At 36.7% G+C, this 14,601-nt stretch carries 9 protein-coding genes; 3 read left to right on the top strand and 6 right to left on the bottom strand.

All coding sequences use genetic code 11. The features are described 5' to 3' along the window. Positions 1 to 9: 9 nt before the first annotated feature. A complete protein-coding gene (locus FBR08_RS04775; protein WP_158961666.1) occupies positions 10 to 615 on the top strand; it encodes a C40 family peptidase in 606 nt (201 codons plus the stop codon). Positions 616 to 663: 48 nt separating this feature from the next. Next, complete coding sequence (locus tag FBR08_RS04770) at positions 664 to 2,667, top strand: ComEC/Rec2 family competence protein (RefSeq protein WP_158961665.1); 2,004 nt, start codon at positions 664 to 666, stop codon at positions 2,665 to 2,667. A gap of 2 nt (positions 2,668 to 2,669) precedes the next feature. Here the strand turns inward: FBR08_RS04770 and FBR08_RS04765 are convergent, their stop codons facing one another. The 6 genes from FBR08_RS04765 to FBR08_RS04740 all read right to left on the bottom strand — a co-directional run bounded on the left by FBR08_RS04765 (position 2,670) and on the right by FBR08_RS04740 (position 12,715). Next, on the bottom strand, positions 2,670 to 3,122 hold the full coding sequence (locus tag FBR08_RS04765; RefSeq protein WP_158961664.1) for a thioredoxin family protein: 453 nt from the start codon (positions 3,120 to 3,122) through the stop codon (positions 2,670 to 2,672). 21 nt (positions 3,123 to 3,143) lie between these two features. Further along, positions 3,144 to 5,252, bottom strand: a complete 2,109-nt coding sequence (locus tag FBR08_RS04760) for a peptide MFS transporter (RefSeq protein WP_158961663.1) — start codon at positions 5,250 to 5,252, stop codon at positions 3,144 to 3,146. 100 nt (positions 5,253 to 5,352) lie between these two features. Beyond that, positions 5,353 to 6,987, bottom strand: a complete 1,635-nt coding sequence (locus FBR08_RS04755) for an MFS transporter (RefSeq protein ID WP_158961662.1) — start codon at positions 6,985 to 6,987, stop codon at positions 5,353 to 5,355. Between the two features lie 151 nt (positions 6,988 to 7,138). Next, positions 7,139 to 8,677 carry a peptide MFS transporter gene (locus FBR08_RS04750; protein ID WP_158961661.1) on the bottom strand — a complete coding sequence of 513 codons (1,539 nt, stop codon included), beginning with the start codon at positions 8,675 to 8,677 and terminating at the stop codon, positions 7,139 to 7,141. A gap of 38 nt (positions 8,678 to 8,715) precedes the next feature. Further along, positions 8,716 to 10,488, bottom strand: coding sequence for a peptide MFS transporter (locus FBR08_RS04745; protein WP_158961660.1), 1,773 nt, complete (start codon positions 10,486 to 10,488; stop codon positions 8,716 to 8,718). 61 nt (positions 10,489 to 10,549) lie between these two features. Further along, on the bottom strand, positions 10,550 to 12,715 hold the full coding sequence (locus FBR08_RS04740) for a S9 family peptidase (protein ID WP_158961659.1): 2,166 nt from the start codon (positions 12,713 to 12,715) through the stop codon (positions 10,550 to 10,552). Between the two features lie 568 nt (positions 12,716 to 13,283). On the opposite strand from FBR08_RS04740, the gene FBR08_RS04735 reads away from it, so the two are divergent. Further along, on the top strand, positions 13,284 to 14,600 hold the full coding sequence (locus tag FBR08_RS04735) for a hydroxymethylglutaryl-CoA reductase, degradative (protein ID WP_158961658.1): 1,317 nt from the start codon (positions 13,284 to 13,286) through the stop codon (positions 14,598 to 14,600). Position 14,601: the final 1 nt, after the last annotated feature.

Here is a 14,601-nt window from a genome sequence, read left to right as displayed (position 1 = left end):
TTTTTTGCTATGAAAAATAAAACAATACTTTCCACAATTTTATTCGGTTTGAGCCTGCTGTGCTCAAGTCATACACAGGCTAAAAATGCTGAAGTCGAGAACCCAGGTAAAAAGAAAGAAACGCTTGTTTTAAAGGAAAGCAAAAAGATGGATGATGCAATTCGAAACGAATTGGATGCCCTTTTGGAAGAGATGAGTACCTCAAAAAATGGAAGTGAAGAAGTTTCGGATCTTGTGTTGAGTGCTGCTTTTGACTTTGAAGGGGTTCGCTATCGCTTCGGAGGAACAACGCGAAGTGGAATGGATTGTTCGGGATTGGTAATGAACGCTTTTAATGATACGTCGATTAATTTACCACGCAATTCAAGTGCGATGGCACAAGTAGGCGATAAAGTTTCTAAAAACCAAGCGCAAAAAGGCGATTTAATTTTCTTCCGTACAGGTAGAGGAAGTAGAATTAGTCATGTAGGTATTGTTACCGAGGTGGTTGACGATGAAATCAAGTTTATTCACTCTTCTACAACAAAAGGCGTTATTGTTTCTTCAACCAAAGAAGATTACTATAAAAGAAGATTTGTTCAAATAAACAGAGTTTTATCGGAGCAAGATATTTAAATCAAAGGATTTTATAAAATATGGAGAGAATTTTGATGTACTCAGCTGATGAGTCCATTAAAATTCTCTTTTTTGTTTTATGCTACTGCGGTAGCCGGTGGTATTTTGGCTAAGGCGCATGGTAACTTTGTAGCCCTGAGTCTTCTTTTTGTTCTACTGGTAGGAGTATTGGTCTTTACTGCGTACAGTAAAAGGAATTGGCTTTTTCATCCTCTAGCTTTTTACGCAACAGGGCTACTCTTTTATATTTTGTGTTTTTTATTGGGGTTCACCGCGGTTTCTTTTGTAGATTGGAAGAACAAGCAGCATCAGTATGTCAATGCTGTTGTAGATCAGCAATGGCATCAAGTAGATTTTCGCATTCTAGAAAAGCAAAAAACGAAAGGAGGCAAGCAGCAGTATATCGTTGAAATTGAGGGAGTAGATACTTCTGATACGCGAGGACAGGCTCTTGTTGTGGCGATAGATCAGCCTGGGCAACTTGGTCAAAAGTTTACTGGTATTGGCTACTTTCAGTCTTTTCCTAAAGCGATTAATCCAGGGCAATTTGATTATCAGTTGTATATGCAACACAAACAGATCTATAAACAACTCAAGATTCGACGATCTGTTTCTGTAGGTGTAGAACTCAGTCTTTCTATTTGGATGTTGGAAGGACGTGCGTTGTTGCAAAAACAATTGAATAAAAATGAAAAACTATCTAATCAAAGTAAGGCCCTTTTAGGTGCGTTGTTGTTGGGAAATCGCAAAGAAATGGACGAAGAATTAACCGCGAGTTTTCAACGGTTGGGGTTGCTCCATCTTTTAGCAATATCCGGGTTGCATATTGGTTTACTCGCTGTGTTTGCCACTAAGCTATTATTCTTTGTCAAACCAAGATATCGTCGAATAATCTTACTTTGTTTTTTGTGGAGCTTCGCTTTTATGACTGGTTTCTCTCCTTCTGTTTTTCGAACGGTATTGATGTTCTCTTCTATTGTTTTAGCTCAATCTGTCCTCCGTCAACAGCCAACAAGTGAAAGTATTGGTTTGTCGTTGTTTCTAACCTTGTTGTTTAACCCCTATTGGCTTTTTGATGTAGGATTTCAATTTAGTTATCTCGCAGTATTGGGGATTGTGTGGTTGATGCCATTATTCAAAAAGGGGTATACATCCTCGCGAATTGGCAACTATTTTTTGCGTTTATGCTATGTGTCATTGGTCGCCCAGATCTGTGTTCTGCCGTTGCAACTGTATTATTTTCATGCGTTTTCTGCCACTTTCTTAGGAAGTAATTTATTGATTATTCCCTTAATTACTCTTTTGGTGTTGGGGGGATTTATCTTGGTAAGTGTAGGGTGGGTGTCGGAGTTTATTGCTGGTTTTTTAGGCATGATACTCGAGCAAATTACACAGGGGATAGTTTTAATTTTGCAAGGGTTGAACCAGGTTAATTTTGCGTTTTCAAAAGGTTATATTACGAAAGAAACGATGGTTGTACTACTGGTAATTTGCGCAACAATTGGAATTGTGTTGCACAGGCCTAGATTAAAACGCGTGATTTTCTTTCTGTCTTTTTTAGTGGTCGTTGCTGTTAGCTGGGTTTATTTTGCGAGTCAAAATAAAAACCGTGAAGAATTTTGTATTGCTGCTGTACACGGTCAGCAACCTCCCTTGTATTGGCATTATACTAGGCAACAGTTGTATGTTTTTGGACAAGAAGAAAGTACAACTAAACTTGTAGAGGGATATAAGAAAAAATATGCATATAAAGAGGAGATGAACCAGCCAAGTATGACAAGTTATACCGTGGATGCTAATCGCAAATTGTTGGTAATCGCTCGCGAACAACCTTACTATGCTTTGCAAACGCATTTTCAGTTGATTTACTTCATTAATGAGGTAAAGCTCAACGTGGATCGCCTGCTCGATGTCCATCAACCGAAAATGGTTATTATCGGTTTTGCTATGGGGCGATGGTATAAGCAAAAGCTTATCCAAAGTTGCATGAAAAAAAATATCCCTTTTCACGATATGCGTGAAAAGGGATATTGGTCTTCTCAATTTCTTTGAGATTATATTTTGCTCAACAATTGAACGGGCGTGTGATAGCCAACAATTGATTGATCTAAGTTTCCTTTTTTATCCAAGATAACCATCGTTGGGTAACCAGGTACACGTAAGAAAAGCGTTAACTCATGTGTAGCATTTCTTCCTTTTCTACTTGCGTCATAGTTCGGGTTGCTGTATTTCTTACCATTATAAGTAACCGTTTCATTTCCTTCCGCATTGAATTTTACAGCATAATAATTTTTCGTTACATACTCTGCAAATTTTGCATCACTGAATGTGTTGCTATCTAACATTTTACAAGGTCCACACCAATCAGTATAGACATCCATAAAAATTGGTTTTGGATCTTTCTTCTGTGCCGCTAAAGCGTCATTTAATGACATCCACTTGATTTCTTGGGCTTGTGTTGTTAACCCTACCAAGATCAACGTAAATAAGAATACGATTTTTTTCATTTGTAATTAGGTTTGTTTTTTTTATTTAACACCGTGCATTAAACGTTTCATCATTGGATTTAGTGCAATGACTAAGATACCTGCTACAATTGGAACAATAGTGAAAATCAAGAAGAATCCAGATAGTGAATATTTCTCTGTAATATTTTCAATTTGTCCCCCTAATTTAGCAGCTAAATTATTACCAATTGCAATGGCTAAATACCACATACCAAACATAAAGGCAATCATTCTTGGCGGAACGAGCTTAGATACATAAGAAAGCCCCACTGGTGAAGAGAATAACTCCCCTAAGGTATGAAATAAATAAGCAAAAACAAGCCACATCATCGAAACTCTATTTCCAGCGGTTATACCATGTGCACCATAGGCTAGTACTCCAAATCCTAAGGCCATAATGATTAAACCTAATCCGTATTTAATAGAGGCTGGTGGGTTGTATTTGGAATCCCATAGTTTAGAGACTAAGGAGGCAAATGCAATGATAAAGAAGGAGTTTAAGATTGAAAACCAAGAGGCAGTAATTTCTACTTGGTTGTCTTTAATTTCTCTTACTTCTGCTTGAACAATATGAGGTGTTTTATCATGTGTGCCATATTCTGCAATTAATTTGGCTTCTAATTCTTCATTTAGAATATGGTAAGTACCTAATTCTTCGTAAATTTTAAGCGTTGTTCCAACTTCGTAACTAGCACGGTTTGATATAATGGTATGTTTCTCTACAATTTTATCTCCTTCTTTCGCTTGATAAGCAGTAGAGATTGGTTGATTGTGAAGAATTGCATTTTTGTGTTCATCGTATTTTGCTGTACCATCTTCATTTAAGGCTACAGTTTCAACTGTATCAAAGTGTACTTGGTAAGCATGAGAGGACCAATCTCGGTCGAGCATCCAAACAACAGCACCCCAAACTCCTAAAAAGGTAAGACCTAAGATGATGTTTGATATTAAAGCTTTTTTATAGGTTCTTTTCGCTAAGATGATTAACACCCATGAGATTAAAGCTAATGGAATAATCGTTAGTAACGTATTGAAAATTTGGAATAGTAAAGCCGTATTTCCTGATAAAACACGTTGTGTATTATCACGGGCAAAAATGACTAAGGAAGTTGCTCCTTGCTCAAAACTCATCCAGAAAAAGATGGTAAAGAACGCAAAGATAATTACTGCAATCATTCGATCGCGTACCACTTTTGCATAACGTGCGATACGCCAAATAACCAAGACTAAGAAGACAATTAGACCAAAAGCAATTCCAACGGTGGAACCATCTTGGCCAAGAATCGTTTCTGGGAATAAATTAATGCCCCCTACAATTCTAAATACATCATCAAAGGCATATAGCAATCCAATAACGGTTGTAATGGCAATTAGAATATAATCAATTGTAGTAAATGGATTGCGTTTTAGTGCGTCTTTTTCTTCAGGTGTCATGCCTGTTGTGTCAACCGCTTCTTCTTTATCACTTCTTGATTCTTTTGAAGGTACATCCCCAATAGTTCCAAAAATAGGTTTAGCCAACCAGAACTGTAAGGTTCCCAATAACATGAATACTCCGGCTAAACCGAATCCCCAATGCCATCCTACGCGTTCACCTAAGTAACCACAAAGCATCATTCCAAAGAAAGCACCTGCATTTACCCCCATGTAGAAAATCGTATAAGCACCATCTTTTTTCTCAGGGAATGATTTGTACATTTCCGATAGAATGGAAGTCATATTGGGTTTGAAGAATCCCGTACCAATAACCAAACACCCTAAACCAATATACATAAAGGTTTCTCCTTCAAAAGCCATGGCTGCATGCCCTAAGGTCATAATTAACGACCCAATGACAACGGCCCAGCGATAACCAATATATTTGTCTGCTAAGATACCTCCAAAAATAGGAGTGATATAAAGTAACATAGCATACGTAGCAAACAAGGCTCCTGCATCTGCAACGTTCCAACCCCAACCGGTGTTGATTCCGATCACGGACATGGTTAAGAATTGAATCAATAAAACTCGCATTCCATAGAATGAGAATCGTTCCCACATTTCGGTGAAAAATAACACAAATAAACCGGCCGGATGTCCAAGCACTTTGGTGTCAAAAAAGTTCGGCTGCGTATTCGAGCTTGTTTGCATAGAATATTGTTTTTTAAATTGGTTGAGAAAGATAGCTATTTTTATTTAGTTTAAACGGCTCTTTTTTTTGTACTCCATAATTTTAGTATAAAAAAGTTGATTATTTCTTGTTTTCGAGTGGTTTAATAATCAATCTGTCATAGATCATTAGTGTTACAACAGAAAACACACCAATTCCTACGATTACGTACCAAATTTTGTTCGGATTGTACGTATTCCATAGCATATCTACCATTTCCCAATGCGACATGCCCAATTTTTGTTCTGCTAAAGCAAAGTATTCATTTTTAGAGAAAGGGAAGTGTATTTGGCTGATATCAATACTTTTAGAAACTGCAAAATCTTTGAAATTTTGTGTAACAAGTTGCCAATCTACAGCTTCTGCTTTTAAATCAAATTGTTTTTCAAACGCTGAAATAGACATATTCAAGGCTTTAGCACCTTGTTCAATAAACTGTTCATGACTTACTACTTCGGGCATTTCAATGCCTCTTCCTGTCATTTCGCCTTTCAATAAAGACAATTTATCCGACCACGATTGGTATAGTCTTCCTGAAATAACACTGGTTACAAAATAACTTGCGGCTACAGGCAGAAAATAGGTTCCTTGGTATAACCCTTCTTTTCCTTTTGGTGTGATTAACGCAATAAAAGAAGACACGGTAGGACTGGACATCATCTCTCCAATAGAAAAAATCATGGTACCTAAGATGGTAAAAATAGGATTGTTGGTATAGAACGTTAAACCAACTCCGATACTTGCAATAATGGCTCCGCGGATTACCGCATTAATATGGCGCATTTTAGTTACGAAATAGGAGATACTCACTTGACAAAAAATAATCATGAAAGAATCAATATTCGTAAACCATTCTGGTTTAACCTGACCATCTTGTGTTAGTAATGTTCCCAATACAGGGGCATTTTCATTCAACCAATCGCTCAACGCTGCTGAGTTTACCCAGTCTTCAATAAAGTTTGGTAAGGTATTAAATAGTTGGTTGAACATGGTCCAGAATCCAATCATTAGCAGCAATAGAATTCCTAAACGCACGTCTTTTAATGCTTCGAAAATTCCTAATATCGAATCTCCGATGGCTTTTCCAATGGATTCTTTGGGTTTTTCAACTTTGGGTTCTTTGTAGAATAAAAGAAGAACAATCAGGTTGATTCCGATTACGATAGCTGCTTGAATGAAAATAATTTTCCATCCATAGGTTGTGCGTAAACCAGATGACATAGCGGGTCCGATAAATCCACCAATGTTTACCATCATGTAAAAAATACCAAATCCAAGTGTTCCTGTTGACTCATCGGTGTTTCTTGCCACAATGGCAGAAGCAACCGGTTTAAAGAAGGCAGCTCCTACGGCAACTAATAAGAAAACCATATAAACACTCCAGTATGTATTTACTTCACCTAGAAGGTAATAACCGCTTATCATAATAATATAGGCGATGGTTAAGGATACTTTATATCCAATACGATCCGCAATAACACCAAAAATTAACGGAAGAAAATAAAGGATACCAACGATATTCCCCATGATATTTCCTTTTTGAACGTGGTCAAATCCTAAACCGCCCGTATCGGTTGAACCAACAAGATAAAGGCCTAAAAGGGTGTAAATTCCGTACCATGCCCAACGTTCCATTAATTCCATGAAACTGGCAATCCAGAAGTTTTTATTGAACGATTTTAAAGTCTGTCCAAAGGTTTTATTATTTTGTGACATGCGTATAAAAAGTTGTTAAAATTAAGGAGTGTAATTTAATTCCTATATTCTATATAGCAATGGAATCGGTGTTAAAAAAACGGAGTAAAAAAAGAAAAAGCGACCAATTGGTCGCTTTTATCTTGTTTGATATAGAAAGAGTGAGAGCTAATTACTTCACTTCTTGCATTAATTTTTTCATGATTGGTGAAAGTGCAATTAAAACTACCCCTGCGATTACGGCATAAAGACCTAAATCTTTATATCCATCGGTATATGAAAGTAAGGCATCGTAGTTCGGGTGATTTCCTGTTGCAATTTCACTGCGTCCTTTAGACATTGCTGCACCAAGGATACCTGCTACATATTGACCATATGCACTCGCTAAGAACCACATTCCCATCATCATTCCCTGTAGGTTTGCCGTAGAAAGTTTAGTCATAATAGACAATCCAATCGGCGATAAACAAAGTTCACCTAAAGTAATGATTAATAAGGCAAAGGTAAAGAAGTCTAAGGAAGTCATACCCACTGCATCAGCGAAGAATCTTGTTCCAAATAAAGCGTAGTATCCAGCTCCTAAAAGAATAAAACCTAAACCAAATTTCATTACGGTGTTCGGTTCGATTTTCTTTTTCGCCATCCAAATCCACAGTAAACCTAATAAAGGAGCAATGAAGATAATGAAAAAGGCTCCTCCAGAGTTATTCACTCCATTCGGATCTAAGTGAATCCCCAATAAATCTGAATTTAAGTTTTTAGCAGCGAAAATACTCAATGATCCCCCTGCTTGTTCGTAGATACCGAAAAACAAGATAGAGAAGAAGATAAATACCAAAGCGGCAATAATCTTTTTGCGTTCTGCTTTTGTTAATTTGGTCATTTCATAGAACAAATAAGCTAAAGCTAATGGACCAACCGTATACATAAAGTAAGCGGTATAATCTGTATTGTCAATCATAAATACGATGACAGGCACCATAGCAAACGTCAATACATATGTTCCAACTTCTTTCCATAAAGGCATTTTTACTTGCTCACCATTTGCATTGGTTTGCATTGGTTGAAGTCCAATTGGACCCAAATGTCTTTTTGTAAAAATGAAGTTGATTAAACTAATTAACATAACAAAAGCGGCTAATCCAAAGGCTACACTCCAACGATTTTCTACTGCGATAGAATCTTCGAATAAGTGTCCTTTACCAATAGCGATACATAAATATCCTCCGATAAGCGCACCTAAGTTGATCCCTGCATAGAATAAAGAGAAACCTGCATCTGTACGATCATCTCCTTTTTTGTACAATTTACCAACCATGGTCGAGATATTCGGTTTAAAGAATCCCGTTCCAATTACAGTAAAAGCAATTCCGATAAAAAAGTAAGCGTGTGGATCAATGGCTAGGATTAAACTACCTAAGATCATCATGGCTCCACCCCAAAACAGCGATTTTCTGAAACCTAAAATTTTATCTGCAAAAATACCTCCCAGAAACGTGAAGGCATATACGAAAGCTTGTGTAGCTCCGTATTGTAAGTTAGCTTGTGCTTCTTCAAATTTAAGTTGGTCAATCATAAAGAATACCAACATTCCTCTCATTCCATAGAACGAAAATCGTTCCCACATTTCTGAGAAGAATAAGCTCCAAATTTGCTTCGGGTATTTACCAGAGAAATTTTGAATCTCTTCTAATGTCTGTGTTTGACTCATTTTTTATAGTTTTTATTTATGGTGTAATACACGGTGGGTTAACGAACACCGTGCATTAGTTTTTTCAATAGTGGGTTTACTAACATCACCAATACTGCAGCTGCAGCTGGGATTAAAGTAAATAAGAAGAAGAAGTGACTCAAGGAATATTCTTCTTTGATATTTTCAATTTGACCTCCTAGGATTGCTGCAAATTTTTGAGCAATAGCCAAAGCTAAGTACCACATACCAAACATGAAGGCAAGCATTTTTCCTGGTACTAATTTTGATACATAAGACAAGCCAACAGGTGAAATAAATAATTCTCCTAAAGTATGGAATAAGTAAGTTAAAACTAAAAATATCATCGACATTTTTACACCATCACCTAATCCCATTGACCCCAATCCTAAAATCAAGAATCCAACAGCAACTAATAATAATCCAATTCCGTATTTGAATGCAGCTGGTGGGTTGTATTTAGAATCCCATAATTTAGATACGGAAGATGCTAACGCAATAATAAAGAACGAGTTTAAGATTGAGAACCATGAAACTTTAATTTGAGAAACATCTTTTAAGAACTCTTCTCTCAACATATAAATAGCCATTGCCCAAATTCCAGCAAAACAAATGAATAAAATCACGTTTGATAAGGCAATTTTTTTCCAAGTAGTTCTAGCTAATAGGACTAATACCCATGAAATAATCATTAAAGGAATAATGGTTAAACACGTATTAATGATATTAAAAATCATTAGTGTGTTACCTTCTAAAGTTCGATCTACATAATCTCTTGCAACAAGTACTAAAGATGTAGCACCTTGTTCAAAGCTCATGAAGAAGAACATCAAGAAGAATGCCAATAAAATAACAGCAAACATACGATCTCTAATCACCTTTCCGTAGCGTAAGATTCTCGAAACAACTAAGTATATAAAAGCGATTAAAGCTAAAATAGCCATTAAGTTTTGACCACGTAAGAAAGGAGTGTCAAGACGAACAAAAAGGTCTAGTACCTCACTTTTTGATAAGGGATCATTAAATGCATAAAGTAGTCCAATAACTGATACAATAGTGATTAAGATATAATCTACGATGGTATAAGGGTTTTTAGTTTCCTTTTCTTCTTTGATTTGTTCAGTTGTTTTTACTTGAGTATTATCTTCTGCTTTTAATACACCAACATCACCAAATAAAGGTTTTGCTAGCCAAAATTGAATCGTTCCTAAGAACATAAAAATACCTGCTAATCCAAATCCATAGTGCCATCCTTGTGTTTCGGCTAAGTACCCACAAAGTAACATACCGAAGAAAGCTCCTGAGTTTACTCCCATGTAGAAAATCGTATAAGCTCCATCTTTCTTTTCAGGAAGTGCTTTGTACATTTCACCTAGCATGGAAGGCATATTGGGTTTAAAGAAACCTGTTCCAATTACTAAACAAGCCAATCCGACAAAGAACCAAACTTTAGAGATTCCCTCTGCGGCCATCGAAGCGTGACCTAAAGTCATGATGACTGCTCCTATGATCACAGCCCAACGAGAACCAATGTATTTATCGGCGATAACTCCCCCTAAAATTGGAGTTAAATAAAGAAGCATGGCGTATGTACCATATAAGGCTCCAGCTTGTTCTGCTGACCAACCCCAACCTGAAAACTCGCTGCCAAAAAGCACCTGAGCGGTTAAGAATTGCATCAATAATACTCTCATTCCGTAGAATGAGAAACGTTCCCACATTTCTGTAAAGAAAAGAACGAAAAGACCTGCTGGATGTCCTAAGACATTAGACTTAAAAAGGTCTGATTTAGTAGCTGTTTCTGCTGCCATTTACGTTAAGTTTAATATAGTTTGTTTTAAAGTTTAAACTATAGTTTAATAGTTGATCGTGTTATAGGTTGTTTAAGATGAAATTTGTCATCTTGGTGTATAGTTGTAAGCGTGTGTTTCCTCCGTAAATTCCGTGGTTTTTATCTGGATAAATCAACCAGTCGAAATCTTTGTTGTGTTGCACTAAAGTCTCAATCATAGCCATGGCATTTTGTACGTGTACATTGTCATCCGCAGATCCGTGTACCAGGAGATAGCGCCCTTTTAATTGATTGGCAAAGAAATACGGGGAGTTGTCATCATAGCCAGATGGGTTTTCTTGTGGCGTTTTCATGTAGCGTTCCGTGTAAATGGAATCGTACATTCTCCAGTTGATAACTGGCGCTACTGCAATAGCCATTTTGAATACGTCATTGCCTTTTAAGATACAATTGGTCGACATAAATCCACCGTAACTCCAGCCCCAAATTCCAATTCTAGTGGCATCAACATAACTTTGTTTACCCAAATACTTAGCTGCTTCAATTTGATCTTCAACTTCGTACTTTCCTAATTCGTACTGTGTTACTTTTTTAAATGCAGCTCCTTTGAATCCTGTTCCTCTTCCGTCAACCGTAACCACAAGGTATCCTTTTTGTGTCAACATTGCATGCCAGTAATCGTTCGAGTCCAACCATTTGTCTGCCACCTGTTGTGATCCTGGTCCACTGTATTGATACATAAAAACAGGATAGGTTTTTGTTGCATCAAAATCAATCGGTTTCATGATCCAAGCATTTAATAGGTTACCATCTGCTGCAGGAATTTGAATAAATTCCTTCTGCGGCAATTGATAGGCTTTTACCTTGCTTTCTAAAGCCGTATTGTTTAAAATCTCTTTGACTACTTGACCTGTTTTACTGTTTTGTAAGGTGTAAAGCGGTGCCTGTTTGGTAGAAGAGTGTACATTGATGAACAAGTCAAAGTTTGGACTAAAAATAGCCGTATTTGTTCCCAACTGATTGGATAATAGCTTTTTGTTCTTTCCGTTTAAATCAATGGAGTAAATATCTCTATAAATAGAACCTCGCTCAACCGATTGGAAATACAGTTTTTTATTTTTTAAATCGATACCATAGTAATCCGTTACTTCCCAGTTGCCTTTGGTGATCTGATTTAATAATTTTCCGTCTTTGTTGTAGTGATACAAGTGATTATTTCCATCTCTTTCACTCATCCATACAAAATCATTGTTTTCTAAAAAGGAAAGATCGTGCACATCGACATAGGCCTTGTCTTTCTCGTTTAAAATTAGCTTTTTGCTTAAGGTTGAACCATCGACAAAAAACACTTTTAAATCATTTTGATGTCTGTTGATTACTTGTACGCTTAAGTGTTTAGAATCCTGCGTCCACTTAATTCTAGGAATATAGAAATCGCTGAATTCACTAAGATCAATGCGATTGTTTTTAGCTTTTGCTAGGTCAAAAATGTGAAGGGATACTTCTGCATTTTTCTCTCCTGCTTTCGGGTATTTGAATTTATCTTGTGTTGGATATACGCCTGAACCGTAGATGTCCATGGAGTATTCGGGCACTTCTGTTTCATCAAATCGCACAAAGGCCAATTGATTACTTGCTTTATTCCAATCGAACATGCGAACAATACTAAATTCTTCCTCATAAACCCAGTCTGAAATACCATTGATAATCTGGTTTTTCTTTCCGTCTTGGGTGACTTGAATCGTGTTTTTCGAGGAAATATCGTAGATAAATAAATTGTTTTCGTAAGCATAAGCGATTTTTGTTCCATCAGGTGAGAACAGAGGCTCCATGATAGGGTGCTTCGCTATTTTTGTCGTTTGATTGGTCTTTGGATTAAATAGGTAGTAATCAGCTACGAACGAACGACGATAGATGGGTGTAGTATTCGTTCCAATTAAGATTTGCTCTTCTTTTGCATCAAAAACGTAACTTTCAATCGAAGTTATTTCAGGAAATGGTGCATTACTGAAGACTGTTTTTGTTTTTTCTAACGTTGCAAAGTCGTATAGATTAATGGCTTGATGCTTTTCTGAAATAGCTTCAATCCGCGCGTATTGATTGGTGGTATTTAGCGTATTGACGGCTTGCATAGCCTCAGTCCTAAAAGTACCATTCCAAATTTCAGCTAACTCAATGTTCTTTTGAGCTAACCCAATCTGTGTAACCATCACACAGATTAAGGAGGTTAGTTTTATGTATCTCATTATTTATTTAATCGAAAAAACTTCCAATTTTACTGAAAAAATCTGATTTATGCCAATTTTTATTGAGATTAATCAATAAAAACTTAAAATTATTGACGCGATTTTGGTAGTGAAAATCTTAATACCTTAAACAAATGGTATGGATTGTTCGTTTTTTACTTTTTTTAGTTCCTCTTGTTTAGATTATTCTTGCAACATGTATAATTTAAATGAAGTGCGGTTTGACAAGGGAAGAAGGACTGCTGTTTTTTAGCAAAAAATAATTTAGCTCTTAAACTAAATCTATTTACTGCATCTGATAGCTTCCTTTCGTTTTACTTGGTATTGTGTTTGGTGTAGTTATTTTGGTTGTTTTTTTCTACTATCGTTCAAGTTTCCTTCGAGTATAGGTGATTAATAAGGCTTTTTGTCGAAGGAATGTCGAAGGAATAGTAAGAGTATATCAAAGGAAGCTTACAGCGAGACTTGGTGTAAATGAACAGGAGTGAGGTCTTTTTTTGCGAAGATATTAAGAGGAGGTTTAGCTACTAAGTAGAATCATGTATCTTTGTAGCTAAAATTTTTCAGAATGGTAGGGAGTATAAATGGGTTTTCTAAATTAAGTAAACAAGAGAAAATCAATTGGATAGCAACGACATTTTTAAACAATCAAGAAGCTGTCGTAGATTTAATGAAGCAATATTGGAATTCAGATGAAGAATTGCAAAAGTTGCACGATGAATTTATTGAAAATACAATTACCAATTTTTATTTGCCTTTAGGGGTTGCACCTAATTTTTTAATCAACAATACGTGGTATGCTATACCCATGGTTATTGAAGAAAGTTCGGTAGTTGCAGCAGCGGCGAAAGCAGCAAAATTTTGGGCAGATCGCGGAGGATTTAAAGCGACTATACTCAATACGGAAAAAATTGGTCAAGTGCACTTTATCTACAAAGGAGATAAAGAAAAACTAGCACAATTTGTAGAGGATATACAAGGCGTTTTTCTAGAAGATACGTTTTCGATTACGCAAAACATGCAGAAACGCGGTGGGGGAATTCTATCCATTAGCTTGCGTGATAAAACAGCAGAACTACCTCATTACTATCAGTTACATGTAACGTTTGATACCAAAGATAGTATGGGAGCCAATTTTATCAATTCTTGTTTAGAACAAATGGCAACTACCTTGAAAAACCAAGCCTTGTTGTATGCTGCTTTTACAGCAGAGGAAAAAGGGATTGATGTCGTGATGAGTATTTTATCGAACTATGTACCCAATTGTGTGGTCCGCGCGGAAGTATCGTGTCCAGTTGAAGCATTGAAGTCAAGCGAAATTGCAGACCCTGTGCTGTTCGCAGAGAAATTCGTTCAAGCGGTTCGCATAGCAGAAATCGAGCCTTTTAGAGCGGTAACACATAATAAAGGAGTGATGAACGGGGTGGATGCAGTTGTCTTAGCAACAGGAAATGACTTTAGAGCCATTGAGGCGGGTGTACATGCGTATGCCTCGAAAGACGGACAATACCGAAGCTTGTCTCATGCGTCTATTGAAGATGGGATTTTTAAATTTTGGATTGATTTACCCTTAGCTGTTGGGACCGTTGGAGGTTTAACCTCTTTGCATCCGATGGTGAAAATTGCCTTGCACATGTTGCAAAAACCCTCAGCAACGCAGTTGATGCAAGTTATTGCAGTAGCAGGATTGGCACAGAATTTTGCAGCAGTAAAATCATTAACTACAACGGGAATCCAACAAGGACATATGAAAATGCATTTGATGAATATATTAAATCAGTTTAAAGCAACAGATGAAGAACGAATGAAAGTGGTTACTCATTTTGAAAAGAATGTAGTTTCACATCGTGCAGTGGTTGAATTGTTGGAAAGTTTGAGAAAGTAGT

Source organism: Myroides fluvii (assembly GCF_009792295.1).
GTDB classification, from domain to species: Bacteria; Bacteroidota; Bacteroidia; order Flavobacteriales; family Flavobacteriaceae; genus Flavobacterium; species Flavobacterium fluvii_A.
Note: the sequence above shows the minus strand (reverse complement) of the source record. Positions and strands in the feature narration are given on the sequence as shown.